We start from the raw sequence: 26,774 nt of genomic DNA on the forward strand, positions 1-26,774 counted from the left end.
GTTGGAAAGCTATGGATAAACGAACGTTCATCAGGGTAATGGGCTTAGGAATGGTGGCTTTGCCGCTGTCAGCGACAAAATTAGGCAACGCCGCCCGTCCACACCCAAGCGTTTTCCCGTCCCTCATCGGCGAAGGCGATACCGTAGGGGTTATTACACCTTCGTCGCCCTTGGTTGACGACGAAGGGTATGCCATTGCTGACAAAAATTTCTCGACGTTGGGGCTTCGTGTTAAATGGGGAGCGAACGTCGGAAAAAGATATGGATATTTGGCCGGAACGGACGCAGAGCGTTTGGCGGATTTGGAAAGTATGTTTGCGGATCCGGACGTAAAAGCCATTGTCTGCCTGCGTGGTGGGTCGGGTGCAGCAAGGTTACTGGATAAACTGGATTACCAGCTGATTGCCCAAAACCCCAAGATTTTTTTGGGCTATAGCGATATTACGGCTTTTCATCAGGCCATCCATACGCAAACCGGGCTGATTACCTTTCACGGAGCGGTGGCAAACAGCCATTGGACACCCATGGTCATTAATCAATTCAGGCAGTTGTTTTTTGAGGGGACGTTGCCCACATACACCGCCGTGGGTATGCCCGTTAAAACAATAACCGGTGGAACAGCTGAAGGTAAACTGCTGGGAGGTAACCTAACGGTCTTAACCGGCATTGCGGGGTCTGATTATTTTCCCGATTTTGAAAACAGCATTCTCTTCTTGGAAGAAATCGGCGAAGAACCGTATCGGATTGACCGGATGTTCAGTCAGTTAGCATTATCGGGTGCGTTGAAGAAGATTAAGGGGTTTGTTTTCGGCAAATGTTCCGATTGTGATTCCAAAAATCCGGCTAACTCGCTCACCGTGGAACAGATATTGTACGACTATATCAGTCCACTGGGCATACCTGCCTTTCAAGGGGCGTTGATAGGGCACATCGACGAACAACTTATTCTCCCCGTGGGAGCGAAAGTGCGTATCGATGCAACTCAGGGCAGTATCCACGTAGTCGAACCCATTTTTAAGACGGGATGAAACAGTTTGTTTATTTCCTCACCATCATACTGGCTTCTACCGCTTGCCAAGGCAGCGGACAAAGCCGTATTACCTATGTGCCTGATACGGCTGCATTGAGTAAAGCTTTCGAAGCCTATCGGGAGACCACCATCGTTCACCGCCGATTTAAACACGCAGATATTGAACCCCTTATCCTCAAACGCGAGGGAGCGGGTGTTTTTGAAGTAACCCAATTGGGGATTTCTGTCCTCAAAAAGCCGATCTATCAGTTAAAATATGGGGTAGGAGCAAAAAAAGTGATGCTGTGGTCCCAGATGCACGGCAACGAGCCAACAGCCACTATGGCGCTGATGGATATTTTCAATTTCCTGGAGGGCCGGGATGATGGTATGGATAGCATACGGAACGTGCTGAAAACGCAGACGAGTCTGTATTTCATACCGATGCTCAATCCCGACGGTGCCGATGTATATACGCGTCGTAATGCGATGGACATCGATCTGAACCGTGATGCACGTGCGGGAGAAACGGTGGAAGGAAGGCTGCTTACGCAGGCTGCGAAAACCGTGCAACCCGATTTCGGGTTTAACTTGCACGACATGAATATCTACTACAACGTACCTGGCACATCCAATCCGGTGACTATCGCATTGCTGGCACCGGCTTACAATGAGAAACGTGACATCAACGAGGTACGGGGCAATGCCATGAAAATTGCCGTCAGCATAAACCGTATACTGCAGGGATATGTGCCGAACGGGGTAGCCAAATACGATGATACGTATTCGCCCCGTGGTTTCGGCGACAATTTTCAAAGCTGGGGGACGAGTACGGTCTTGATCGAATCGGGGGGCTACAGGGGTGACCCGGAAAAACAGTTTATCCGGAAACTTAATTTTATCGTCATTCTCAATTCCCTGATAGAGATTGCACAGGGCAGCTATCGCCAGTATGATATCGCCGAATATGAAACCATGCCTTTCAGTGCCTCCCAGCTTTCAGATTTGGTATTGCGCCATGTAGGCGTAGCGCGTGACTCGATGAATTATAAAATCGATCTGTCCATCAATCGGTATGAGCAAACAGACGATCGTGACTACTACATCCGGTCGTCCATCGCAGATGTAGGCGATTTGCAGGAGATTTACGGATACGATGAACTGGATGCGGAAGGATACCATTTTATGCAAGGCGAGGTGTATCCGGGCATATTCGATGGCATCGGGGAAATTTCCCCGGAACAGGCAATGGAATTTTTACGCCAGGGTTACTACGCCGTTCAGGTGGCCAACGTGCCGGAGAACCGTCATCACCAGCTCCCGCTTGTGGTATTTAATCAGCGGAAGCCCATCGCGACCGGCCCGGTACTAGGCGGTGCCGCTAATTTCTTTTTAGCCCGCGACGGGCGGCCTACCTATGCAGTTATCAATGGTTACTTGATAGACCTTTCCACCGACAAACCGCCCGAGGGACTGAAAAATTATGTATGGTAGCATTGACATACGCTACTGTTCTGTTAGTTTAGTATATCGGTTGAATGCAAGTAAATCCGTGAATATGCGGGTTTGGATGGATAAAGAGATACCAGTTATTCCATTATCTGTGAGGATTTGATAACTTTATTGCCTTGAATACTTGTTATAAGTCTACAGTACCATGTTAAAGACCGCTGTGATTGCATTTTCAGTATCTTTAGGCATGATGTGTCAGGTTTCCGGGCAGACAGCTGCACCCGCCGGAAAATACCAGGTAGAGAAAGGGCCGGATGAACTGGTGTTGAAAAATCCGGAGGGGAACCCACTCCTTACCTACCGGTATACGGTGAAGCAACCACCCGCCGGAGTTGACCAAGCCTATGGCCGATCGGGCTATGTCCATCCGTTGAACACTCCTTCAGGGAAAGTGCTTACCTCCATCCAACCCGCGGACCATTACCATCATTATGGCCTTTGGAATCCATGGACACACGTCGAGTACCAGGGAAAGTTGTACGATCTATGGAATATCGGAGATAAAAAGGGTACGGTGCGCTTTGTGCGTTTCGAGGATACATTCGCTGATACGCAGCAAGCTGGATTTGAGGCTGTGCACGATCACGTCATTTTTAATGAGGGAAAAGAAACGGTGATTATCCAGGAACACCTGAACATCACCGTTTCCCAACTGGATGCCAATCGATATCAATGCGATATTTATTCCGTATTGCGGCCGGTTAGGGACGCAGACGTGATTTTGAAGGAATACCGCTATGGCGGATTGGGATTCAGAGCAACCCCCGAATGGACAAATACGAATAGCCAGGTGCTGACCTCCTCGGGTAAAACACGCAAGGATGCCGATGGATCGTTGGAACGGTGGGCGATCGTTTCGGGAACACTTGGCATCGGCGAAGGGGGTATACTCTTTCTCTCGCATCCGGATAATTATAATTTTCCGGAACCTGTACGGGTATGGCCCGAAGACGCCAACGGCGGCAGGGGCGATCAATTTTTCAATTTTTCACCAACCAAGAATAAAGACTGGGTATTGCAATCCGGAAAAACTTACTCCCTGCGCTATCGGCTGATCATTTTCGATGGCACACTTTCGCCCGAAGATGCTGAACGCATGTGGAAATCTTTTTCGCTCGATAAACCCATGGATTAAACAATAGATGACGATAACCATGAAATTCCACTTTTCCTTTCGCCGGATACTTTTGGGACTTTTATCCCTTTTGCTGTTACCGGTAAGTATAACGTTTGCACAGTCGGTGGATTGGAAAAAAGTTAAGATCCTCGTTTATACCAAGAACGGAGTAGGGTTCGTACATGACAACATCGAAAATTCAATCCTGGCATTCAAAGCAATGAGCCAACAGTATGGATTTGCTGTGGATGCAACGGACGATCCTTCGGTATTCACCGATGAAAACCTGAAACAATACGATGTACTCGTATTTTCGAATACCAATAACGATGTTTTTGATACGGATGCCCAACGGGTAGCGCTGATGCGATATATTCAGGCAGGAGGCGGGTTCGTAGGTATTCATTCCGCGTCGGGCACGGAGCGTAACTGGAAATGGTTCAAACAATTGCTGGGTGCAACATTCTATTGGCACGATAAATTTCAGCCATTTACAGTAAACATACTGGATGCGGGGCATCCGTCGGTAAAACATCTGCCGCGGAGATGGATCCGCGAAAAAGGAGATGAATTTTACTACCTCAAACAGCTCAGTGTGAACCTGCATGTGGTGGCTGTAAACGATGCAACAACCCTGCAGGGTGAAGACGAGCGTCGTTTGGATACGTTCGGCGATGTATTCCCTTCCGTATGGTGCCACGAATTTGATGGAGGCCGGTCATGGTATACTTCCCTAGGCCATGATAAAGGCGATTATATGGATGAAGCATTCAGAAAACATATTCTTGGCGGCATTGAATGGGTTATTCAGGAAACGAAGGGACGGGATTACAGCAAGGCATACGCCACTAGCCCCGAAGAAGAAGTCAGGGAACGTTAGACAGATTTGAAAATCAATTGATCATGGATAAAAAGCAACAACAACTGAATAGACGGTCGTTCATCAAGCAAACAGCAGGGGGGGCTGCCCTGTTGGCGGCTGCATCAGCTTTTCCAACCATCGTGCCTGCATCGGTATTTGGAAAAAATGCACCGAGTAACCGCATCCACATCGGCCAGATTGGCTTCGGACGCATCGCCAAATCACATGACCTGCCGGAAATCCTGAAACACGAATTTATCCGGGTGGTTGCGGTGGCTGATGTGGACCGCAACCGGCTGGCTGCAGGCAAAGAGTGGCTGGAGCAACAGCAAGCCGCAAAAACTGGAGGGAAATCCCCCGTTGATGTAAAAACCTATGGCGACTACCGGGACCTGATCACGGACAAGGACGTGGATGCGGTGGTGATCAGCACACCCGATCATTGGCACGCTCAACCAGCGATGGAGGCCGCGGTGGCCGGCAAGCATGTTTATATGCAGAAGCCAACCTCGCTGACCATTAAAGAAGGCCGTATGATGGCCGACATGGTATCACGGAAGGGGATCGTTTTCCAATTGGGCAGTCAGCAGCGTTCAATAAATCCGTGGCCGCAATTCAGACGTGCATGTGAGTTAGTACGCAATGGCCGCATAGGCATCGTCAGGCGTGTGATCATCGGATTGCCAGGAGACCCCGCCGGAGGTAATCCGGCTGAAATGCCGGTGCCTGAAAATCTGGATTACGATCGTTGGCTCGGATCTACACCTTTGGTGCCCTATACGTTGGATCGCGTGCATTCCCAAACGGATATCTACGAGCGCCCGGGATGGTTGCGTTGTGAGCAGTTCGGTGCGGGGATGATTACGGGATGGGGGTCCCATCATATCGATATTGCGCATTGGGGACTTAATACCGAACTTACCGGGCCACTGGAGGCAGAAGGCCGGGCGACCTTCCCAACATCTGGTTTGTGGGATGTACACGGTGATTTTGAAGTGGAAATGCGGTATCCGGGTGATGTCGTTATGCAGATCAGCGGCGCCTATCCCAATGGTGTGCGGTTTGAAGGTACGGAGGGATGGGTCTTCGTATCGCGGGGTGATGTAGGCGTTACGGCTACCGACCCGGGGGCCAGTGGTAAGGAAAACGAGGCGTTCAAAGCGAGCAACAGCAAGATACTGAATTCGGTGATCGGGGAAAATGAAATCCAGCTATATGAGAGTCCCGAACAGCACACAAACTGGTTGGAATGCATCCGCAGCGGGAAACAGACCATCAGCCATGTGGAAATAGCCCACCGTTCGGGGTCTGCTTGTCTCATTGCGCATGCTGCCATGAAACTTGGACGCAGGCTCCGCTGGGATGCAAATAAGGAAGTGTTTATTGGCGATGATGAGGCAAATGCGCTGCTTGCACGGCCGCAGCGTGCTCCGTATGGTACCGAATATGTAACAGAATAGGACGACAAACAAAAGAGAAAATAAATGAATAAACAAAAAAGCCTGATTGCGTTGGCGGCCATCGCTTGCCTTTCGGCGTGTAATCCAGCAAGGGAAGGAATGCAAAAGAAGGATATCCGATTAATCACCGTGGCACCCGGCCATTTTCATGCGGCCCTGGTACAGAAAACCATGTATCCGCAGGTTGATAGTGTGGTACATGTGTATGCGCCTGACGGATCGGAAGTGGATGCTCACTTGGCGCTCATCGATCAATATAATACACAGTCGGACAATCCGACGTCGTGGGAAGAAAAAGTATACCGGGGCGATGACTTTCTACAAAAAATGCTGGCCGAAAAAGAAGGAAACGTGGTGGTATTGGCGGGTAATAACAAACATAAAATCGATTACATCACCCAATCGATCACTGCAGGATTGAATGTATTGGCAGACAAGCCTGTGGTGATTGATGCCGAAGGGTTTGCAGCGTTGAAACAAGCATTTACATCCGCTTCCGATAAGGGTGTGCTGCTTTATGACATCATGACTGAACGGTACGAAATCAATACCATGCTTCAGAAAGCTTTCTCCCAGCAATCGGATTTCTTTGGCGGGTTGGTAACCGGTACCGCTGACAATCCTGCAATTACAAAGGAAAGTGTACACCACTTTTTCAAGGAAGTATCCGGCAAGCCACTTTCGCGTCCGGCGTGGTTTTACGATACCAAACAACAGGGCGAGGGGATCGTTGACGTTACCACACACTTGGTAGATCTCGTGCAGTGGGAAAGTTTTCCCGATCAAGTCATCAACTACGAACAGGATATCCAGTTTGTTGATGCAAAACGTTGGCCCACACAAATCACCCCGGCGCAATTCGAGCGGTCGACCGGTCTCAAGGAATTCCCCGGATTTTTATCAGAGTCGGTCGACGGCCAGGGAAACCTTTCGGTATTTGCGAATGGCGAAATCAATTATAAGCTGAAAGATATCCATGCAAAAGTATCGGTAATCTGGAATTTCGAAGCACCCCAGGGAGCTGGCGACCTCCATTATTCCATCATGCGTGGGCGTTACGCCAACCTGATTGTACAGCAGGGTGCGGAAGAACAGTATAAACCGATGCTATATATCGAATCTACCGGAGAGCGGGATGCGAAGGCATTCGAAGAGGCCCTTGCGAAGGCCATTGAACAATTGAGCAGCTCGTATAAAGGATTGAAGTCTGAGGCGGTAGCAGACGGACGTTACCGGATCAGCGTAGACCCGTCCTTGATTACTACGCACGAAGAACATTTTGCACAGGTAACTGAAAAATACCTTGGATTTCTGCAATCAGGCACCATACCGGAGTGGGAAGTGCCCAATATGCTTGCCAAATACTATTTGACCACGAAAGCATTGGCTGAAGCCCAAACCGTATCTGCCCCTTAGCATTTAGGAAGCCCTGCTTTTTTCAGTGGGGCTTCCTATACAGGGATGATTCCGATGCCCGGTCTGCCGGGCAATGTTATTTTGCCATCAACAATTTCCATACCCCGATATACATCGTTGCTGGTTAACAGTGCCCCATCTAGATCTGCCCAATCCACAACGGGTGATAGCTGTGCTGCCGCGGTAATGGCACACGATGTTTCCGTCATACATCCCAGCATGACCTTCATGTCAAGTGCCCGGGCCAGTTCAACCATTTGATGGGCTTCCCGCATACCGGCGCATTTCATCAGTTTGACGTTGATGCCGTTATAGACACCGAATGCCTTTCGCACATCGGCAAGCCGCTGTACAGCCTCATCGGCTATTGTCGGAATCGGGCTGTTTTCCGTAAGCCAGGCATTGTCATCCACTTGCTCCGTTGGCATGGGCTGTTCGAGGAGTATGACACCCCGGTCTGCCAGCCAATGGGCCATTTCCAGAGCTTCCTCTTTGTTTTTCCAACCTTGGTTTACGTCGGCGCACAAAGGTTTATCGGTTACCTCACGGATGGTCTCTATGATCTGCTTGTCGGTATCCAAGCCCAGTTTTACTTTCAGCAGTTTGTAAGGAGCAGCCTCCTGTACTTTCTGTCTGACCATTTCCGGCGTGTCAATGCCGATGGTGAAAGACGTGTGTGGTGCATTGGCAGGATTAAAACCCCATATGCGATGCCAGGGTTGCCCCATTATTTTTCCGAGCAGGTCATGCAGCGCGATATCTATAGCGGCTTTGGCCGCGGTGTTTTTGGGCGCTATGCTATCAACATATCGAAGGATATCGGCCGTGAGAAAGGGATCGTTGAAGGGGGAAAGGTCCACCTTGTCCAAAAAAGCCAACACACTTTCTTCAGATTCACCGAGATAGGGAGGCATAGAGGCTTCTCCATAGCCAATAACCCCATTAAATTCAAGTTCGGTTAAGACGGTCGGGGTCGTACTCCGGGAAGCCGAAGCCACGGTAAAAACATGTTTAAGTTTCAGGGTGTGAGGCCGGTAGCGCAGTGTGAATTTCCCGAGGTTCATTTTTTGCCTGTGTTGTAGTATGGATGCTCAGCCAGAGGTTGGAGGGCGGAATCGTCCTGACCGATATACCGGCGTGCGGCTATCAGGGTGCGTGTATCCAACGCTCCGTAGTTGGATGCCTCCGGCAATAGGCTGTTGATCTGTACGGACCCCGCTGCATGGATAAATTCACCGTTGCCCAGGTAGAGGGCCACGTGGGTGACTCTTGCCGTAGGAGGGCGGTCTGTGCCCGATGCAAAAAAAAGTAAATCACCGGGCTGTAGATTTTGAATCGCCTTTTTAATATCCAGTGTGCCGCCAGACAGGATATCGATCGGTTGGCCTGCCAGCACCTGCTGTGAAGCATCCCGCGGGATAACCAGGCCATTCATGTAAAAAGCCGTTTTGGTAAAACCGCTGCAGTCTACGCCTTTCACCGAGGTTCCACCCCAAAGGTAAGGGAGTCCCATCATGGTTTCTGCCGTTTTGATTACATTTTCTGCGGTAAGACGGCGTGTGCCCAGCCACTTGTCAAAAGGTAATACCAACTTACTGTTAATATAGCCGATCCGTCCATCGGGGTATGATACGTGTACAAAATCGTTGGATGCATCCAGCATCGTCAGTATATCGCCCATTACCAAATCCGAAATCCGCAGAGATTGCTCATCAGGCTGTGTATACGCGTGTCCAAAATCAGCGGTAACGATGACTTTGCTGCTTATTTGCCACGCTTCGAGCTGTGTAGCCGATTTCGGTGTAATAGATGATTCACTGACCCACGCAATATAGCCTTCGGGTGTCCGCACGCGATAGTAGCCGTCTTTCCGTTGGAGTAAATCTACCTGCGTACCCAATAGGATTTGAGTGGCCAGTTCTGACTGGTTACTGGGTTCAACGCGCAGGTTAGCCACAGAAAGATTGACAATACCAGTAACTTTCCCTTCCACGCTGCTGTCGGGCAAAAGATTTATCGCTATTTTTGTGCGTGGAATATGATTCTCGACCAGCAACTGGCTGAATTGTTTCGCCGCAGCGGATTCTGTCGTGTTTACCTGGTAGTGGGGAGATGAACCATTTAGAAGCTTTAATTCGAAAATTGCTGTGCGCTTGTCGGGAATAAATTGCTGGATGGTCTGTTCGGTTATTTGTAAGATTTTCTTATACTCGGCTGAATCTGCTAAGTTGCTTTTTGCAAAGCTTGGCATTAGATAAAACAAGGACAATAACGGCACATACCAGATTTTCATGTTGAGGTAAGTTTCTGTCTAAGGTAAAATATAAATTGCTACTTTACAATTTTTAAATAACCATACTCGTAGTTTAACAAGAAACCAGATTTACATGATCAGCAGGCGTAAGTTTATCCGGTCGGGCGCGTTAGGTGTATCGGCACTTTCTCTGAGTGGGCGAATACCCACTTTGGAGCATGAAAATGTAGTGAATAGAGCGCCTGCCAAACCCATCGTCATTGCTACCTGGGATTTTGGCGTAGCAGCAAATCAGGCGGCCTGGGAGGTGCTTAGACAGGAGGGTAGGGCACTGGATGCAGTGGAAGCGGGTGTACGTGTGCCGGAAGCCGACCTGGGAAATTCAACGGTAGGAAAGGGAGGATATCCCGACCGGGATGGACACGTGTCATTGGACGCATGCATCATGGATGAAAAGGGGAATTGTGGTTCCGTGGCTGCATTGGAGCATATCAGTCACCCCATTTCCGTAGCACGCTTGGTCATGGAAAAGACGCCACACGTCATGTTGGTGGGTGAGGGGGCGTTGCAGTTTGCACTTGAGAATGGGTTCGAACGGGAAAACCTGCTTACCCCCAAGGCTGAGAAAGCGTGGAAGGAATGGCTGAAAGATAAAAATTATCAACCTGTTATCAATATTGAAAACAAGTCTTTTACCACAGAACGACTGCCCGGAAACGAGCACAACCACGACACCATCGGAATGTTGGCATTGGATGCGCACGGCAATCTGTCTGGTGCCTGTACAACCAGCGGAATGGCTTTTAAAATGCGGGGGAGGGTAGGAGATAGCCCCATCATCGGCGCCGGGTTGTATGTAGACAATGAAGTTGGTGGCGCAACGGCTACCGGGGTAGGCGAGGAAGTGATTCGTACGGTGGGTAGTTTTCTGGTTGTTGAACTGATGCGGCAGGGATATCCACCGGAAGAGGCGTGCCGGGAAGCGGTTGGCCGTATTGCCAAGAAAAAGCCGGATATCGCCAAAGAAATACAAGTGGGATTTCTGGCGCTCAATAAAAAAGGGGAATATGGTGCTTTTGCATTGCAAAAGGGCTTTTCATATGCGATTTGCCATGCCGAGCAGCGCGATTTGCTACTTGATAGCGCTAGCTTATATTAGTGTATAAAAAGGATTAATCATCAAATTTTAATATTTATTCTAAAACAATATCGATAATTTTCTATTTTTGAGGGCATCTGCCGAATGAAAAACACTAAACCCGATAGTAGAATAAGGCGCCTTGCGTTTATTGTGTTGTTAATCCTGCTAGGCGGTCACTGTGCCTATCTCAATGCAGCACCTTATCACTATACGCAAATACTTCCGGGAATCGATCGCTATCATACCATGATTACCCAAACGTCAAAAGATCGATTTGGGATGATTTGGATGCTATCTGGCGGGCAGCTCTACCGTTACGACGGGGTGAATGTGGTACCCTTTTCGAAACTATATGGTCATCCTTTACCCTTTTATGAAGTAAGTGATTTTTCTGCCGATCCTTGGGGATATTTATGGATCGGTACGCGCAATGGGTTAGCCATCTTTGATTTAAAAACCTGGACGTTTGTCAAGGAAGGCCATTACTTAAATGATCTGGTTGGCATCCGGGCAGCTTCCTACTTCAAGTCGGACAATGCGTTCTACCTGGCAGATTGGCAAGGTCGTCTATGGCACATCGATGCCTTGTCAAAACAGTTGCTTTTTCAATTCGATTCACATGCGGTATATGAGCGTCGTCCCATCGGAAGGATGCTGGTAGCCGATCGTGAGCACGTTTGGTTTGCCTTCGGAGATCATTTGTATGAATACGACCGGCAAACAAACCGGAAACGGTCTGTGGAATTTCCGGAAGGATTATTCAGTCGTGTTGAGGATCTGCTGCCGGTAAAAGGGGGCGTCTTAATCCGTATTTATTCCCAGGGCTATTATATTTTTGATGGTACATCTTTCCGGTATTTAGACCGAAGTCAATTTCCGATCAATGATTTTACGAATTGGAATCACTGGTCGTTTGAAAGGAACGACAAAATAGTCGTATTCCACGAAGATAAATACATGGAATTTAGTCGCGATACGGCCTTCCGTCTGTTGAACGAGAGCCGGCATCAAATCGACGAACAGATATTACGCAAGCGGTTGAATGGCTGGCAACAGGAAGGCGATGAATGCCTTCTTAGTACGGATGGTGGGTTGTTCAGTATATTTCCCACAAAAATCAGCTTCGATTTTATCAAATGCGGAAGTGCCAGAGGCATGATTAAACAAAACGGAACATTTTATTTTGGCGGGTACGGATATTTGGATGCACTTCCGAAAGATAAAGACCTTCGGCTTTATACAAGCGAACCGGAAAATAATTATTATGCCTTCTTAACGCTTTCTAAGGATACAGCATGCATCGCGTTGGAAGGCGATTTCCTATGCTATCTAATCAATGGTAAAGTAATGCCCGCTCCGTTGCATATACCCAGCCATGTAAACGAGCGCTTTTCTGGTATGGCCTATTGCGTCGTCCAGCAAATGGCGGATACGCTGTTGGTAGGTACCTATAATGGTATCTGGAAATACGCCCGATCTTCAGGCAAGGTATATCCGCTTGTATGCCCAAAGAGTGGCTTTTTCAGCCGCGGCATGCGGGTACAGTCAATTGCCTATTCAGAAGCCGGGATTACCTTTACTACCGATGAAGGGTACTTCTGCTGGAGAAATAACCAGTTTCGTAAAGTATACCCAACCGACCAGGCCAAGCTGAATATTTATGCACATACCCAATTTGGAGACTCCATTTATTTAGCTACCAAGGGACGTGGATTGGTGGTGACCGACCGCAGCGGACAACATGCCCAAATAATCGGGACCCATGAAGGGCTAGCGAGTAACACGGTTTACCAACTAATATGGGTAGACAGTACGTTGTTTATGGGGACACATGAAGGCCTGTCTATCAGAAAGGGTAATCATTTGTACAATTATTATCATACCGATGGGCTTCCTTTTGAAGAATTCAATCATCAGGCTATCTATTACGATTCAGATACAGGGGAGTTATTTATGGGAGGTATAGGAGGTTATATCCGCTTCCAACCTGCTAAGTTTGCCCGGCCTGCAGATACCTATATTGACACACCCATGATAGCCGGTACGAGTCTGGGTATGAAGACAAACCGATATGTGGATGTGTATGCCAGCCAACTGCTTCAAGACACTATTCGGCTGCCGTCGGATGCGGTTTGGCTCTCCATGGATTTCGCCCGCCCAAATCAATACAGACAGATTTACCGCATGCTGTTTAAGATTGCACCGTTAATGGATGAATACCAAGAGATGCCGGTATCGGCACAAATCAATTTATCGGGAATGTCTGCGGGTAATTACTACATATCCGTAAAAGTACAGGCAATTAATAACCGTACGGTCGAAAAGCAACGGACATGGGTTATTTACAAAGCACCCACTTTTACCGAAACGTTGACTTTTTACATGTTACTGATTCTGATAGTCAGTGGAACGACGGGATTTATCCTGTATGAGCGGGCGCGTAAGATAAAAGGAGAAAACCGGTTGCGGAAAAGAATTTCACGCGATCTGCACGATGAGGTGGGAGGCTTGCTTACCGGTATTTCGATGCAGACGGACCTGCTGCGGTTAAAGACCGGCAACACCCGTTTGGAATCTGTCGATTCCATTGGTAACTATAGCCGTGAGGCCATCCAGATGATGGATGATATCATATGGGCGGTTGATTCACGTAACAATCAGCAAGGAAGCCTAAGCGATCGGATGAAATATTTAGCGGGGCAACTGCTGGAACCTATGGACATCACAGTCAGGTTTGAGGTAGATCAACAGGAGGATAGGAAAATTCCGCAGGTCATACGGCAAAACCTATATTTGATTTACAAAGAAGCGATACACAATGTCTGTAAACATGCGCGGGCAGATACCGTACATGTTAAACTGCATCACAGTGGTGCGGAGATAGAGCTTGTGGTACGCGATAATGGGCAACACGTTGAACAACCTGCACATCCAAGCCGGAGGCCGGGGCATGGAAAACGAAATATGCGCGTAAGGGCTGAACAAATCGGTGGACGATATAAGGCGGGTTATACAGCAGAGGGATACGAAGTATCGGTGATCGTACCCTTATATAAGGGGCACCATTGGATGAATCCACTGAAATATTTTTAACAAGACCGATGCATTCGCTTGTCATTACGTTCGCTATTATTGGTATACTGCTTAGTGCACTGGGTATCGTACTTCGGCTTTTAAAGGGAAAAGCACAACGCAATCCGGCAGAGCTACTGTTAAGCATCGCCTTGTTCGGTATCATGTGGCAGGTATTTGTTCATTTGATGATCCTGACCCACCAGATTGTTAAACTTCCGAACCTTTATAACAAAGGGATTCCACTCTATTACCTGGTTGCGCCGGCGCTTTATTTTTACATCCGGATGAAGCTGCAACCGGAACAGAGGCTTCCCAAATATTGGTATATTCATCTCATTCCATTTCTTTTCGGATTGATCGATATCCTTCCGTACGTATTTATAGACGATACCGAAAAAGTAGCTTTTTTGGAGCGGATGGTGGCCGACACGCGTTTAGGATATCAGCATCCATATGGATTCATTCCCCAGCATGTCCATTACATGATACGTCTATTTTTGGCTTTCATTTATTTGATCATGCAATGGGGTATGTTGTTTTTGATAGATCATACGGATTCCCCCGTTTCATTACGAACGCTGAGATCGTTGGTATTTCTGACCATTTTATATACGTTATTCATTGCCTTTCAGGTAGGGATGTTATTTAATATCTTTTTTAACCGGATGCAGGGCGGTTATATTCTTACAGATGCCGATCAACTCATTTGGTTAAGCATCATGTATGTGCTTCTCAGCTGCTGGATCTGCTTTGGTGCGTTGAAGCGGCAACGGAAATGAATGTTTTTTGAAAACTACACGAAAAGGGTAGGACGGTCGTTGCTAAATTTAACTACCTTTACGATCGTCTTTGAAAAACACTATTTCCTGACCATTAAGGGGAATAAATTTACATTTATCTATGAAAAGTGATCAATTTAAACTGGCTATAATTGAAGATAACCCTATAATATTAAAAGCCTTGGAGGGGTATTTTAAAACAGCTTCCAAATTTGAACTTTTAATTACGGCGGCTTCTACTGAGGACTTCGTCAGTATATGGAAAGATCAACGTATTGACATTGTACTTTGTGACATCGGTCTTCCCGGCAAATCGGGCATCGAAGCAACTTGGTATATTAAGCGTAAATCTTACGTGACACAAGTGGTCATGTTTACGGTATTTGAAGACAAAGAAACGATTTTTCAGGCACTTTGCGCGGGAGCTTCCGGTTACCTGCTTAAGGACACCCCACTCCCAAAAATTGAAGAGCAACTCATCGAAGTGATGGACGGGGGGTCGGTAATGAGTCCACAGGTTGCCCGGATGGTTATCGGGTACTTTAATCCCTTGTTAGATAAGGTGGAACCTAACGAAATTGATCGGTTAACTACAAGGGAAATTGAAATTATTTCCATGCTTCAGCACGGTGCTTCCTATAAAACGGTGGCTAAGCGCCTTTTCATCAGTGTTGATACGGTGAAGTTTCATATTCGCAACATTTACAGTAAGCTACAGATCAGTTCCCGTACTGAGCTTATTAATAAATACTAACTATTTTCAAAACCACCCTTTCGGGTAGGTGATTCAACTACTTAAACCTGTATTTTCGCAAGCGTCTATGATAATGAAATTTACGGGAGGTATCAGCAATCGATCCCTAACGATATCGAACGCATATTGGCAAATGCAGTTAAGATCAATCAGATAGGTGGAAACAATGAAGCCTGAAAAACATAAACTAGCTGTCGTTGAGGACAATCGGATTATTTTGGATTCGGTGGCCGAGTTCTTTGATGCCTCGGAACGATTCGATCTTGTTCTGACAGCTGCGTCGTCCGAGCAGTTTATGGACAGTTGGAAAGAACAGCGAATTGATCTGTTGTTGTGTGATATCGGTCTCCCTGGGAAATCGGGCATAGAGACGGCATGGTATGTTAAGCGCCGATCGAGTTCTACGCAGGTGGTTATGTATACCGTATTTGATGATAAAGACGCCATTTTTCAGGCGTTATGCGCGGGAGCATCCGGTTACCTGCTCAAAAATACACCGCTTTCTCAAGTCGAAGATCGGTTGATGGAAGTACTGGATGGCGGGTCTGTTATGAGCCCACATGTAGCACGTATGGTCATTGGGCATTTCAACCCTCATTTGGACAAGGCATATATTACGGATGCCGAGCGGCTTACCCCCCGTGAAATAGAAATTGTGTCGATGCTGCAAAATGGCGATTCCTATAAAATAGTTGCCGAGAAGTTTTTTATTAGCGTGGATACGGTGAAGTTCCATATCCGGAATATTTATGGGAAGCTGCAGATCAATAGCCGAGCCGAATTAATCAATAAATACAGGCGACCCACCTAAAGCAAACATGTTTCGGGTTTGTGCCAGATTCCCCTTGTTGCGGTGGTAGAACGCAACGCTGGTATACCTACACCGATACATGCCAATGCAGCCGTTAGCCAGCTGCCCGACCATCGGGCGGCTGCGCAACGCTGCGGAACCCCAACTGATTTTATGGCTTTTTCAAAACCACCCTTTTGGGTAGGAAAAGCTATTTCTTAGGTCGATACTTTTGCGCTTACGTTTACGGACGTGAATTTACCGATTGAAAGATACAGTACATGAAGTCAGCTAAGTATCACTTGGCCATTATTGAGGATAAACCTATCATTCTAGAGGCATTGATGGAATATTTCGCTTCATCAACGCATTTCTGTTTGGTACTGATGGCACCATCTAGTGAACATTTCTTGGCCAATTGGTGGGAACAGCGCATCGATTTGCTGCTGTGTGACAGCAGCCTTCCTGAAAAATCCTGCGTTGAGGTTACCTGGGACGTGAAACGTCGGTCGCCATCTACTCAGGTTGTTATTTTTACCGTATTCGAGGACCAAGATGTGCTTTTTCAGTCGCTCTGTGCCGGTGCTTCGGACTATTTGTTGAAGAACTGTCCGTTGCCGGAGATCGAACGGCAAATGCTGGCGGTATTAAACGGAGGGTCGGTGATGAGTGCACAGGTGGCCCGGTTAATTCTTGCCCATTTCAGATCCCTTAAATCAGCCGCCAGCTATCCATATATAGAATGGCTTACCCCTCAGGAGCTTGAAATTGTAACGTTGCTGCAAAAGGGAGATTCGTATAGGCAAGTGGGGGAAAAGCTTTCCCTTAGTGTAGGAACGATAAAGTTCCATATAAGGAATGTATATGGGAAATTGCAATTGAACAGTAGAACGAAATTGGTTGATAAATATAAGTAGTTGAACTGTGAATCAGCATATCGTCATGATGACCTACAACAAAGGTACTTAAACCGGCAAATATGATATCTGAAAATATTTTCAAAACGAATAGCAGGATGAATAGATTTTTACGTGCGTTTTTAAAGAGGGTTATTAAAGACTTGGGTCTTTTTTCAACTTCAAAGATCTCTATGGGAGTGATCTTGGGTGTTGTTTGCTTTTTTCAATTGACTTTTGCACAAATCACACCAACACTCACACCGACATCGGCACCGCTTTCATACGTGACCGTGGGCAATGAAACAGTTATTGACCCTAATCTTACAATTAGCGGTACAGCGATAACACAGGTAACCGGGGCTACGGTCACCATTGGCAATGCTCAGGCTGGTGATGAATTGTTGTATGCTAACGGTAGCGGTATCAGTGGCAGTTTTAGCGGGAGTACGTTGACGCTAAGTGGAGCTGCCAGTGCGGCAACTTACCAAGCACAGTTGCGAACGGTACGCTTCAAAGCAGGTGGAGGAAGTAATCCGAGCACAGTGGCACGTACTATTACTTTCAACATCATTATTTCGGCCAATAAATCGGGAGCTACCTTGGCAGAACTTGGTATAAGAGGTACAGGGCTTGCTGCCGATGGGTCTGTAATTCCGGTTGGTGCCGGTAATACTCCGGATCCGCGTTGGACTGTTCGGGTGGCACCAAACGGGTCTTTCGGCCCGGCTTACAGGAATGAAGTCAATCCGACGTGGCTGCAGACGACGGGCAATCCACCGGTGTCCACTAATCCCAACGTTGCGAATTCCGGTGCATGGATAGTACCACAAATCGGCGATGTGAATGCTCCTGGTGGCCAAGAAAACGACTATCGGCTCACGGTTAATTTTACCAATCTCAATCCAGCATCAATCAATATTGCTGGAACATGGGCAGCGGATAATGTTGCTCAGAATATTTTTGTAAATAATGTTTCTACAGGACAAACGGGTTCAACTTTTACAGAATCACCTAAATCTTTCTCCCTTACTTCCGCGCATGGCCTCGTAGCGGGAACAAACACGGTTGACTTCAGGGTCCGTAATGAAGGAACAACAAGCAATCCCGCTGGTATAATCGTGAAAATAACCTCAGTTACGGCCACCGGCAGTGCCTCAGGAAGCCGAACGATTAACGTTGCATCGGTAAGTGCAGCAAATTCGGCAGTCACTGTATCTCCGGCTAGCGTCATCGCCAATGGGGAGAGCTATTCGACAGTTACGGTAACGGTTCGTGATGTGGCAAATACGGCCATCACAGGCTTAGGGGTTGCGGCGTTCACACCGCAACTGTTGGTGGGAGGTAGCCCAAGCGGAACGGCCAACTTTACTGACTTCATTGAAGTCGGTGGTGGGGTCTATACCTTCCGTGCAAAGAATACAGCTGCGCAGTCAGGCAGTGTTCAAATAGCCGCTCGTGGCGTTGCGATAACGCAGCAACCAGCATTGACATTCACCGCACAAACAATCCACGCAGGCAATTCAACCGTAACGCGCAATCCGGCAAGTGTAACAGCGGATGGGACAACCTTTTCTACGGTGACCGTAACGGTAAAGGATGCAGATAATCAGCCAATCTCCGGCACAACCGTGACGTTGGCACAAAATGCAGGTGCTAATTCTCAGATATCGACTGCGAGTGGACCGTCCGACGCGAGTGGAGTGGTCGCTTTTACGGTGACCAATACCAAAGCTGAGACGGTAACTTATACGGCAACGGCGGGCGGAACGGAATTGAATGCAGACCAGGTAACAGTTACATTTACCGCCGGACCTGCGGCTAAATTCCAGGTATTAATGCCGGGAGAGACGGCAGCGCCGGGTACACTCACTGGAAAATCCGGAACGCCGGATGATCAGGTTGCAGGAGGTGAGTTTACATTGACCGTACGCTTGGTAGATGTTAATTGGAATTTGGTGGTAGCCAATACGGGTGCACTTTTATCATCTTCCGATGCTGCCGCTGCAATAAAACCCTCGACGAGTGAGCAGCCACTACCTAATGCGCTGCTAACCATTCAAAATGGAGTTGGAACAATTACTGCTATCTTTAAAACAATTGGCCTTCAAACGATTACAGCATCGTCGCCTCCCCTTCCGGCTACTCAGTACGACTCAGATGAAGGAAGTCAGACATTAGTGCAGGCGGCTGCCGCCAATCATTTGGTTTTTTCAGTTTCGCCTTCGAATACCGCTGCGGGTGAGACAATCTCGCCGGCAGTAGTCGTCCATATTGTGGATGAATATGGGAATGTGGTCGCCAACGTGCCTAACGGTGGAATTAAACTTACATTAGAAAATAATGAAGAAGGCGCCGTTCTTGATGGTACGGCTTCGGTGGAAGATCAGGATTTAGATGGAATTATTTCATTTAACGATTTATCCATTGAAAAGGCAGGCACCTATCAACTAAAGGCAGAGGTGATACCGGGTACTACGGGAGAAGGTGAAGGTATTGATCCGGCGACATCAGGTAATTTCACGATTAGCGCCGGTTCGGCGGATGCTTCCCATACGACGGCTTCGGTGCCTGCGGGCACGGCCGGCGAGGTGACCACGGTCACCATCACCGTCCTGGATGAATACGACAACCCGGTCACGGGCGTATCGGGCGACCTTTCGGTCACGGTGGGGGGCTCCAACTCCGGTTCCACGGTTGGTTCGGTCACGGACAACGGTGACGGGACCTACACGGTCAGCTACACGCCGACAATCGCCGGCACGGACAACCTCGCCATCGCCCTGGCCGGCACGGCCATCAGCGGCAGCCCGTACAGCAGCGCGGTGTCCGCCGGTTCGGCGGATGCTTCCCATACGACGGCTTCNCAGTGAAGTATCACCGGGGCCGCTCGCTAAACTCGTCATCCTGACGCAACCAAGTGCGACGGCCAACAGCGGCGAAGCATTCGGACAGCAACCGACAATAGAACTTCAGGATGCTTTTGGGAATCCGGCAACCGCTCAGGGCAGTTCAAGAACAATATTGAGTGCTACAGTCTCGTCGGGTAACGGTAGCTTAATCGGGATGGCTGCAGTAAGGCTGACTGGCACCACAGAGCGTTGGAGTTTCGCAGATTTGGGAATCATGGGTGAAGCAGGCACCTATGAGTTGGAATTTAGTCTGACAACGCAGCCTGTGGATTATGGTGTCTTACCAATAAAGTCCGATGCAATTGTTTTGTCTGCAGGTGCCCCGGACGCATCCGCTACAACTGCAGTGGTTGCATCAGGCACAGCGGGTGAGCCGACCACCATTACCATTACGGTGCGCGACAGCGAAGGCAATCCGATTAGTGGGGTACCGCTCGGCGATTTTGAAATCACCACAGGCGGTGCAAACAGCGGTGCTATAATGGGAGACATCGATGACAATGGCGACGGCACCTATACCGTCACTTATGTGCCGACAATCGCTGGCACGGATAACATCACTATTACATTGGGTGGTAATGAAATTGGAGACAGTCCGTACACGTCCGACGTGTCCTTCGGCGCACTTGCAGAATTGATACTTGTAGGGGACGATACTGACCTCGCGTCTGGAGGCACCCGCAGTGTGACCGTGACATTGAAAGACGCCTATGGAAATACCATTACTTCCGGTGTTGAAAGCACGGTGGAAGTTATCTTTATGCAACAAGGGGGCCAGGGATCGATAACCGGACTCTCAACGGTCGATGCGGCGAATGGCGTTGCTGAAATCACACTTACCGGCGAAAAAGCTGGAACGGTAATTCTAATAGCCGGCACAACTGTGCCGACATTGGAGTCCAACACACTTACCTTCGATGTAACGGTAAATAAATCAGCCTTGCAGACTGCGGTTAATGAAGCCAATGGATTGACGGAAACAGATTATGCGCCAACCAATTGGAAGATTCTGGAAGCGGTACGTGCAATAGCGGAGGAAGTTTTGGCCAATGATCATGCTACACAACAGGAAATAGACGATGCTTTGGTAGCTCTTCAAAATGCGCTGGCGGGGCTGACAGTCGACAAGGCCGGTTTGCAGTCGGCGATCGGAGAAGCCGAAGGCTTGACCGAGAGCGATTATTCGCCGGAGAGCTGGTCTGCCTTGCAGGGTGCGCTTGAAGCTGCCCAGGCAGTATACGATGACCCAGATGCGACCCAATCAGAAATAGATGCCGCCGAACAGGCACTTCGCGACGCGATGGGTAACCTGACGGTTGACAAAACGGCACTTCAAAACACTGTAAATGAGGCTAATGACTTGAATGAGGTGGATTATACACCCGAAAGTTGGGAGAACCTACAAGGAGCAATTGCAGAAGCTAAAACGGTACTGGATAATCCAAATGCCACGCAGGCCGAAGTGGACGAAGCGTTAGAAAATTTGAATAAAGCGTTAGCGGCTCTCTCAGCAGGAAACGTCCTGACGGCTCCTACTGCTGTCGAAGCACAGGCTGGAGACAAACGTGTGCAGCTCACCTGGGTAGCTCCAGAAAATACCAAAGGTGCACCGATAACCGATTACATCATTCAGTATACCACAGATAACGGTGCAACGTGGCATACTATTGAGGATGGTATTTCTACGGATATCGAAGCAGTGCTAACAGGCCTTATGAACAACATACCGTATCGCTTCCGCGTGGCGGCGCAAAATGCGGCCGGTACGGGCGCATTTAGTGCCGCCACGTCCGCAGTGGTGCCGTCGGCACCAGTACCGGATCAGTCGGGCGAACTGCCTGCCTTGCAACCAGGTGAAGCGATCGTCATCGTGGATGGTAAACCGAAACCGGTAACATTGGAGGTCATGGATAACAGTTATTTACGCCTTAGCGGCGATGGCTTTTCAATGGATATGGCTTCCATCGGCATCAATGACCAAATCATCCCCATCACGGATGTCGAAGCGGTCATTCGCATCATCCGTGGCCAAGGAGCTTCGGTACAGGTAAAAGGATATGGCTTTGAACCGGGTACGGTGATTACGCTTTATATCTTCTCTGATCCGCAAATGCTTGGGCATATTCCCGTACAGGCCGATGGTACATTCAACGGTACGCTGCCGATTCCGGCCAACCTTGAACTGGGCCGTCATACCTTGCAGGCCAACGGTGTGGTGCGGAATACAAAAGAAGAACGCTCGGTATCTGTTGGTGTATGGGTTGTCGAAGAGTTGACACAGCAGATTACATTTGGCGCGTTGCCGGAAAAAACATACGGCGAAGCAGCATTTGCACTGCAGGCGACGTCAGACAGTGGATTACCGGTATCTTATCGAATTACGGATATGCAAGGCAACGCTACGGGTATTGCTACCATCGTCAATGGTAATCAGGTCCGCATCAACGGAGCGGGTTCTGTGCGGATAGTTGCTTCTCAACCTGGTTCTGGATATTATGCTGCTGCTGAAGATGTGGTGCAAACATTGGTTATCAAGCCAGCAAACTTGATCGTTGCTGCGTTACCCGCGAGCCGGCCATATGGCGAAGTCAACCCTGTATTTGAACTCCGGTATACCGGATTCGTAAATGGCGATACCCAAGCGGCGTTGGATAACGTGCCGGTGGCTACCACTGTGGCTAACGCCGACAGTGACATAGGAGAGTACACCATTACCGTTGGCGGTGGCTCATCGTCAGATTATGTGTTTAATTACACGAATTCCATTCTTACCATCCTTCGGGCGCATCAGGAGATCCGGTTCAATCAAGATACCGAGGTTGACCGTAATGCCGGAAGTATACAGTTGGATGTAAGCAGCAGCAGCGGCCTGCCTGTTACTTTATCGCTTGATGACGAACAAGTAGCTGTTCTGAATGGACATACGCTCGACGTATTGCGATTGGGTACTGTGACGATTACCGCCACACAAGAAGGTAATTTGAATTACTTCCCGGCAGAACCTGTGAGTATAACCATCCGGGTAACGGATGACAGCGACTTCCCCGTGAAGGTCCATAAAGCCGTATCGCCAAATGGTGATGGCATCAATGAGTTTCTAATGATAGAAGGGATCCGGGATTATCCAGAAAACCGGGTAACCATCATCAATAAAAACGGCACCGTGCTATACGAGATCTCGGGATACGACAATGGAACCAGGGCTTTCCGCGGTATATCTACAGGACAGCTGCAATTACCGGCGGGCACGTATTTCTATATCGTCGAAATCAAGGATAACGATGGTAGATTGCGTGCACAGAAGGGGTATTTCGTGATGAGATATTAAAAGTGGTCAGCAGTTGACGAATGTAAGTTGAAAAATAGAAAATTAAAGATAATGAAACCATCATGATTTATTCAATCGCACACGGGAATGAATAAATCTGATAGCTTCATCACCGTTAAAAAACAAATTATATACAGATGAAAAAAGTATTCATGGTACTGGCAGTTTGCGCTTGGGCAATAGATGTTGCTGCTCAGCAACCCCTAACGCACACGCAGCACGGCCAGTTGCGCACCGTATTGAACCCAGCAGCGAGCCTGCTTGCGGAGGGCGGAGAAGTGAGTGTGATCGGCCGGCGGCAGTGGGCAGGGATGGAAGGGGCTCCTACGGTGTTCTGGGGGAGTGGCCACGTAGGATTCAAAGACCTCGGCGCAACGGCGGGGCTCATTGTCAGACACGAGAGTTTGGCGGTTGAGAAGCTTTCAGAAGCCAGTGCCTTTTTCGCAAAGAGTGTGCGAATCTCGCAGTCGGAATGGGTGGGTTTGTCGCTTAACGCTGGTGTCGGTTACCTTGATGGTCGTTTCTCACAATTGGATCCCCAAGACCCTGCATTCCGGGAGGACGTACGGGAAACAGATGCCCTGGTGGGATTCGGAGTGATGCTGTACCGGCCGGGCCGTTACTATGTGGGGCTGTCGCTTCCGCGACTGATGTTGGGGAATTTGGGGGTGGAACGAGACAGCCGTTACAACTTCCGGAACATTTACCACTTGACAGCAGGTGCGTTGTTTGCCCTCGGAACGGACTTCCACTTCCGTCCGAGTGTGTTGGTGACGTACTCGGAAAGCCTCAGGCCGCAGGCAGAAGCCTCGGCGCTGGTGTTTATCAAGGAAGTATTCGGCATCGGAGCGAATGTTCGGAGTTATGGAGAGGTTGCCGCCATGGCACAGTTTAACTTTGGGAGCTTTGGGTTGGGCTACAGCTACCAGTTCAACCCCGGCAACGAGGCGCTAAACCGGCGTATCAGTAACACTAGCCATGAGATTGGCCTGAATTACCGCTTTGGTGGTGCAGGGCTGGGAATGCTATAACGATAGGCGCTGGGTCCGCTTATAGGCCCATCGCTCTTTGTAGTCTAGCCACTTCTGGCCCCGTATTTTTCGCATGGTATTATCGACAAGTCGCATGAAAAACACGTTGTACAGCATGTTTGCGAAACGTTTGGGCGTTCGTGGTAATGCGCGCAACGTCATCGAAAAGCCGCCATCTAGGTATGTGATGTAATGCCACCAGCCACTGGGCATATAGAGTGCATCACCATGTTTCATGTACACCTCATATCCCTTCGCGTGTCTGAGTGCCGGGAAACGCTCGAAATCGGGGTTGTCCATGTCAATTTTGTCAATATTGTGAATAGAAAACGGCACCTTGTATAAATGCGTACTTTGGTCAGGTCCAAAAAGTACCACCCGTTTATTCCCTTCGAAATGAATATGCAGGTTGTCCGGCAAATCGATGTCATAATGTGCAAAAACCTTGGAAAGGCCACCGCCAAAGAACAACGCAGGCAATCGTTTGAAAAACTTCAGACCGATGTCGGGATATTCAAAGTCTTCCAGCAATTGCGGGCAGTGGTCTTTCAACGTATAGAAAAAGATCCGAAGATCGGTAGGTTGTGTTTTTAACAGATCAATGTAATCGCCGAACCGCATGGTGGTTACCGGTGCGTACACACTTTCTTTCCCCTGAGCGGGTTTGTTGTCGTAGAGCGGTACCGTTTGGTCGCCCGCCAATGCTTTGATGTGATCGAACGTCCATTTGCTATTCCAGGCATTCGTCAAGTTTTTGATCAGAACCGGTCGTTGGGGGCGATAATACCGACGGATAAATTCAGTTTTGGAGATCGGCTGTATGCGTTCGAGTGGTTCCAGATTAAACGTTGCCATATGCTTTGACAGTTAGCGATTCTAGTTTGTTAGCCCGATTGATTTTTGCTAAGAGGTGCGATTTGCCAATCAATTCCGCACAGGTCAACACTGCGCCGATGGTAACACCCAAGATACCATGCATATTCACACTCTGGCCGGTGAGCAATAGATTCTTAATCTTGGTGCGTGTTGGCAGGTAGTTTTTCAATGGGTGATTGGCATCTTTAACAAATCCGTACATACCGCCAGTCTCACTGCCGATGTAATCGCGGTACGTCAGCGGGGTGGATACATAGGTGGCTCGGATATGCTTCCGGAGGTTTGGAAATTTTTTCTCCAATTCATTCAGCATGATTTCTGTTTTCTCCTGCTTAAATCGCTCATAATCGCTGCCACGGTTACCCGTTTCAGCCACGGTATTATGTGTATGTGCCCATTGTTTTACCTCGTCGTAACGCATATAGGTGAATACCGTCATGGCTTCTGCCCATTCATCCTGATCTTGTTTTACATTCATCGATACCATATAGCCCATTGGCCAGTCCTCGGGGCGGTAATGGACGTTATTCCATACGCTTGCCTCATCCCGGAAATGATAATAATTTTTATTGAGGTAAGGTACGCGTTTTGGGCTTAGCACGATATACAGACTGAACGAGGAGATGGTGTGTTCGGCTTTTCGGATATGGTTTGCATACGATTTGCGTATCGGATAGTTACCGATTAAGTCTAATGTCCTCTTGGGGTCTATATTTGCAATAAATGTTTTCGCTCGGTAGGTTTTTGCATCCGCAGTGGATACGGATTGGAGCAAGCCGTTTTCTATGTTGAACTTGACTACCTCTTTGTATTTCAGTGATTTTCCGCCATGTTTGTGAAGTTCCCGTATGAGGAGCTTGGCCAGTTGTCCCCCTCCGTTTACGCATCGCCAGGCACTTTCGATGTATGAATTGATGGATAGCGCATGGACATAAAATGGTGTCTTATCTTCGATACCCGCATACAGTAGGTTTGTGCCGGCTAGTACGGCCCGAAGTTTGGGATTAGATGTACAGTCATTGATCACATCGCTTACTTTCAGACCTAAGGTTTCTTCATTCAGCTGATACGTTTCTTCCGCGTTTAAGCGGTATAAGGGGAAGCTTTGACAGACTTCTTTCATTTTGGCATAAAACCGTTTGATACCCTCCCGCTCATCCGGAAAGTGCCGACTGAGCTGTTCCACAAAATTGGCTCCTCCCTGTGCATACGGATATTCAATGGGATCATTATCAAAGGTAACCCGATCGAATCCGTCCTGATCCATTCGTTTGAGACGCAGTTTTTCAGCGATACCTAGGTAGTGAAAATATTGGTAAAGATTCTGCCCTTTTTCCAGACCGCCGATGTAATGCACTCCTGTATCAAAAATACACCGATCGCGCACGAAAGTCTGCAGGTTACCTCCGTATTGGTTGTTCTTCTCCAATACCAATACATTTAGTCCCTCTTTGGCAAGGATAGTTGCGCAGACCAAGCCCCCCAAGCCACTTCCGATGACGATGATATCAAATGATTCATGCATGTTGGCGTAAAGATAAAATAAAGTATTTTGGATAAAG

Annotated in this window: 19 protein-coding genes; 15 read left to right on the top strand and 4 right to left on the bottom strand. The window is 48.3% G+C overall.

Annotated elements, in window-relative coordinates:
• Positions 1–11 precede the first annotated feature (11 nt).
• The 6 genes from IEX60_RS02560 (at position 12) to IEX60_RS02585 (ending at position 7,376) form a co-directional block, all read left to right on the top strand.
• Complete coding sequence (locus tag IEX60_RS02560) at positions 12–1,028, top strand: S66 peptidase family protein (protein ID WP_188747038.1); 1,017 nt, start codon at positions 12–14, stop codon at positions 1,026–1,028.
• Complete coding sequence (locus tag IEX60_RS02565; RefSeq protein ID WP_188747040.1) at positions 1,025–2,503, top strand: M14 family zinc carboxypeptidase; 1,479 nt, start codon at positions 1,025–1,027, stop codon at positions 2,501–2,503. Before IEX60_RS02560 ends, IEX60_RS02565 begins: the two co-directional genes overlap by 4 nt.
• 163 nt (positions 2,504–2,666) lie before the next feature.
• Positions 2,667–3,656 (top strand): DUF6807 domain-containing protein, encoded by a 990-nt coding sequence (locus tag IEX60_RS02570; protein WP_188747042.1) that lies wholly within the window; start codon positions 2,667–2,669, stop codon positions 3,654–3,656.
• Positions 3,657–3,675: 19 nt separating this feature from the next.
• On the top strand, positions 3,676–4,518 hold the full coding sequence (locus IEX60_RS02575) for a ThuA domain-containing protein (protein ID WP_188747044.1): 843 nt from the start codon (positions 3,676–3,678) through the stop codon (positions 4,516–4,518).
• A gap of 23 nt (positions 4,519–4,541) precedes the next feature.
• The gene (locus IEX60_RS02580) at positions 4,542–5,960 is read left to right on the top strand and encodes a Gfo/Idh/MocA family protein (protein WP_188747046.1); all 1,419 of its coding nucleotides are present in this window, start codon (positions 4,542–4,544) and stop codon (positions 5,958–5,960) included.
• 24 nt (positions 5,961–5,984) lie between these two features.
• Positions 5,985–7,376, top strand: coding sequence for a putative oxidoreductase C-terminal domain-containing protein (locus tag IEX60_RS02585; protein WP_188747048.1), 1,392 nt, complete (start codon positions 5,985–5,987; stop codon positions 7,374–7,376).
• Positions 7,377–7,411: 35 nt separating this feature from the next.
• Here IEX60_RS02585 and IEX60_RS02590 read toward each other — a convergent pair whose 3' ends face one another.
• Both IEX60_RS02590 and IEX60_RS02595 read right to left on the bottom strand, forming a co-directional pair.
• Positions 7,412–8,440, bottom strand: a complete 1,029-nt coding sequence (locus IEX60_RS02590) for a dipeptide epimerase (protein WP_188747050.1) — start codon at positions 8,438–8,440, stop codon at positions 7,412–7,414.
• Entirely contained in the window at positions 8,437–9,669 is a 1,233-nt protein-coding gene (locus tag IEX60_RS02595; protein WP_188747052.1) for a C40 family peptidase, read from the bottom strand. The genes IEX60_RS02590 and IEX60_RS02595 overlap by 4 nt, the downstream gene beginning before the upstream one ends.
• Positions 9,670–9,763: 94 nt before the next feature.
• Between IEX60_RS02595 and IEX60_RS02600 the strand changes: the two genes are divergently transcribed.
• The 9 genes from IEX60_RS02600 to IEX60_RS02655 all read left to right on the top strand — a co-directional run bounded on the left by IEX60_RS02600 (position 9,764) and on the right by IEX60_RS02655 (position 24,336).
• On the top strand, positions 9,764–10,789 hold the full coding sequence (locus IEX60_RS02600; protein ID WP_188747054.1) for a glycosylasparaginase: 1,026 nt from the start codon (positions 9,764–9,766) through the stop codon (positions 10,787–10,789).
• An 84-nt stretch (positions 10,790–10,873) separates the two neighbouring features.
• Positions 10,874–13,864: a sensor histidine kinase gene (locus IEX60_RS02605; protein ID WP_188747056.1), complete on the top strand. Its 2,991-nt coding sequence runs from the start codon at positions 10,874–10,876 to the stop codon at positions 13,862–13,864.
• An 8-nt stretch (positions 13,865–13,872) separates the two neighbouring features.
• Complete coding sequence (locus IEX60_RS02610; protein ID WP_188747059.1) at positions 13,873–14,625, top strand: hypothetical protein; 753 nt, start codon at positions 13,873–13,875, stop codon at positions 14,623–14,625.
• A 121-nt stretch (positions 14,626–14,746) separates the two neighbouring features.
• Positions 14,747–15,379 (top strand): response regulator, encoded by a 633-nt coding sequence (locus tag IEX60_RS02615; protein ID WP_188747061.1) that lies wholly within the window; start codon positions 14,747–14,749, stop codon positions 15,377–15,379.
• A 166-nt stretch (positions 15,380–15,545) separates the two neighbouring features.
• A complete protein-coding gene (locus IEX60_RS02620) occupies positions 15,546–16,190 on the top strand; it encodes a response regulator (protein ID WP_188747063.1) in 645 nt (214 codons plus the stop codon).
• Positions 16,191–16,450: 260 nt separating this feature from the next.
• Complete coding sequence (locus IEX60_RS02625) at positions 16,451–17,086, top strand: response regulator (protein WP_188747065.1); 636 nt, start codon at positions 16,451–16,453, stop codon at positions 17,084–17,086.
• Between the two features lie 173 nt (positions 17,087–17,259).
• On the top strand, positions 17,260–19,938 hold the full coding sequence (locus IEX60_RS02630) for a beta strand repeat-containing protein (protein ID WP_188747067.1): 2,679 nt from the start codon (positions 17,260–17,262) through the stop codon (positions 19,936–19,938).
• A 799-nt stretch (positions 19,939–20,737) separates the two neighbouring features.
• Positions 20,738–23,305, top strand: coding sequence for a T9SS type B sorting domain-containing protein (locus IEX60_RS24805; protein ID WP_373284997.1), 2,568 nt, complete (start codon positions 20,738–20,740; stop codon positions 23,303–23,305).
• 137 nt (positions 23,306–23,442) lie between these two features.
• Positions 23,443–24,336, top strand: a complete 894-nt coding sequence (locus IEX60_RS02655; protein WP_188747070.1) for a PorP/SprF family type IX secretion system membrane protein — start codon at positions 23,443–23,445, stop codon at positions 24,334–24,336.
• Here IEX60_RS02655 and IEX60_RS02660 read toward each other — a convergent pair.
• A complete protein-coding gene (locus IEX60_RS02660; protein ID WP_188747072.1) occupies positions 24,331–25,191 on the bottom strand; it encodes a cupin-like domain-containing protein in 861 nt (286 codons plus the stop codon). The two genes, IEX60_RS02655 and IEX60_RS02660, sit on opposite strands and share 6 nt — an antisense overlap.
• On the bottom strand, positions 25,178–26,737 hold the full coding sequence (locus tag IEX60_RS02665; RefSeq protein ID WP_188747074.1) for a phytoene desaturase family protein: 1,560 nt from the start codon (positions 26,735–26,737) through the stop codon (positions 25,178–25,180). The genes IEX60_RS02660 and IEX60_RS02665 overlap by 14 nt, the downstream gene beginning before the upstream one ends.
• Positions 26,738–26,774: the final 37 nt, after the last annotated feature.

The organism is Parapedobacter defluvii (genome assembly GCF_014642075.1).
Taxonomy (GTDB): Bacteria; Bacteroidota; Bacteroidia; order Sphingobacteriales; family Sphingobacteriaceae; genus Parapedobacter; species Parapedobacter defluvii.

What these genes read in the sequence shown, in the direction of transcription:
- IEX60_RS02560 (WP_188747038.1), top strand. Translation starts at nt 12, where the DNA reads ATGGATAAACGAACGTTCATCAGGGTAATGGGCTTAGGAATGGTGGCT.
- IEX60_RS02565 (WP_188747040.1), top strand. Translation starts at nt 1,025, where the DNA reads ATGAAACAGTTTGTTTATTTCCTCACCATCATACTGGCTTCTACCGCT.
- IEX60_RS02570 (WP_188747042.1), top strand. Translation starts at nt 2,667, where the DNA reads ATGTTAAAGACCGCTGTGATTGCATTTTCAGTATCTTTAGGCATGATG.
- IEX60_RS02575 (WP_188747044.1), top strand. Translation starts at nt 3,676, where the DNA reads ATGAAATTCCACTTTTCCTTTCGCCGGATACTTTTGGGACTTTTATCC.
- IEX60_RS02580 (WP_188747046.1), top strand. Translation starts at nt 4,542, where the DNA reads ATGGATAAAAAGCAACAACAACTGAATAGACGGTCGTTCATCAAGCAA.
- IEX60_RS02585 (WP_188747048.1), top strand. Translation starts at nt 5,985, where the DNA reads ATGAATAAACAAAAAAGCCTGATTGCGTTGGCGGCCATCGCTTGCCTT.
- IEX60_RS02590 (WP_188747050.1), bottom strand. Translation starts at nt 8,440, where the DNA reads ATGAACCTCGGGAAATTCACACTGCGCTACCGGCCTCACACCCTGAAA.
- IEX60_RS02595 (WP_188747052.1), bottom strand. Translation starts at nt 9,669, where the DNA reads ATGAAAATCTGGTATGTGCCGTTATTGTCCTTGTTTTATCTAATGCCA.
- IEX60_RS02600 (WP_188747054.1), top strand. Translation starts at nt 9,764, where the DNA reads ATGATCAGCAGGCGTAAGTTTATCCGGTCGGGCGCGTTAGGTGTATCG.
- IEX60_RS02605 (WP_188747056.1), top strand. Translation starts at nt 10,874, where the DNA reads ATGAAAAACACTAAACCCGATAGTAGAATAAGGCGCCTTGCGTTTATT.
- IEX60_RS02610 (WP_188747059.1), top strand. Translation starts at nt 13,873, where the DNA reads ATGCATTCGCTTGTCATTACGTTCGCTATTATTGGTATACTGCTTAGT.
- IEX60_RS02615 (WP_188747061.1), top strand. Translation starts at nt 14,747, where the DNA reads ATGAAAAGTGATCAATTTAAACTGGCTATAATTGAAGATAACCCTATA.
- IEX60_RS02620 (WP_188747063.1), top strand. Translation starts at nt 15,546, where the DNA reads ATGAAGCCTGAAAAACATAAACTAGCTGTCGTTGAGGACAATCGGATT.
- IEX60_RS02625 (WP_188747065.1), top strand. Translation starts at nt 16,451, where the DNA reads ATGAAGTCAGCTAAGTATCACTTGGCCATTATTGAGGATAAACCTATC.
- IEX60_RS24805 (WP_373284997.1), top strand. Translation starts at nt 20,738, where the DNA reads ATGCAACAAGGGGGCCAGGGATCGATAACCGGACTCTCAACGGTCGAT.
- IEX60_RS02655 (WP_188747070.1), top strand. Translation starts at nt 23,443, where the DNA reads ATGAAAAAAGTATTCATGGTACTGGCAGTTTGCGCTTGGGCAATAGAT.
- IEX60_RS02660 (WP_188747072.1), bottom strand. Translation starts at nt 25,191, where the DNA reads ATGGCAACGTTTAATCTGGAACCACTCGAACGCATACAGCCGATCTCC.
- IEX60_RS02665 (WP_188747074.1), bottom strand. Translation starts at nt 26,737, where the DNA reads ATGCATGAATCATTTGATATCATCGTCATCGGAAGTGGCTTGGGGGGC.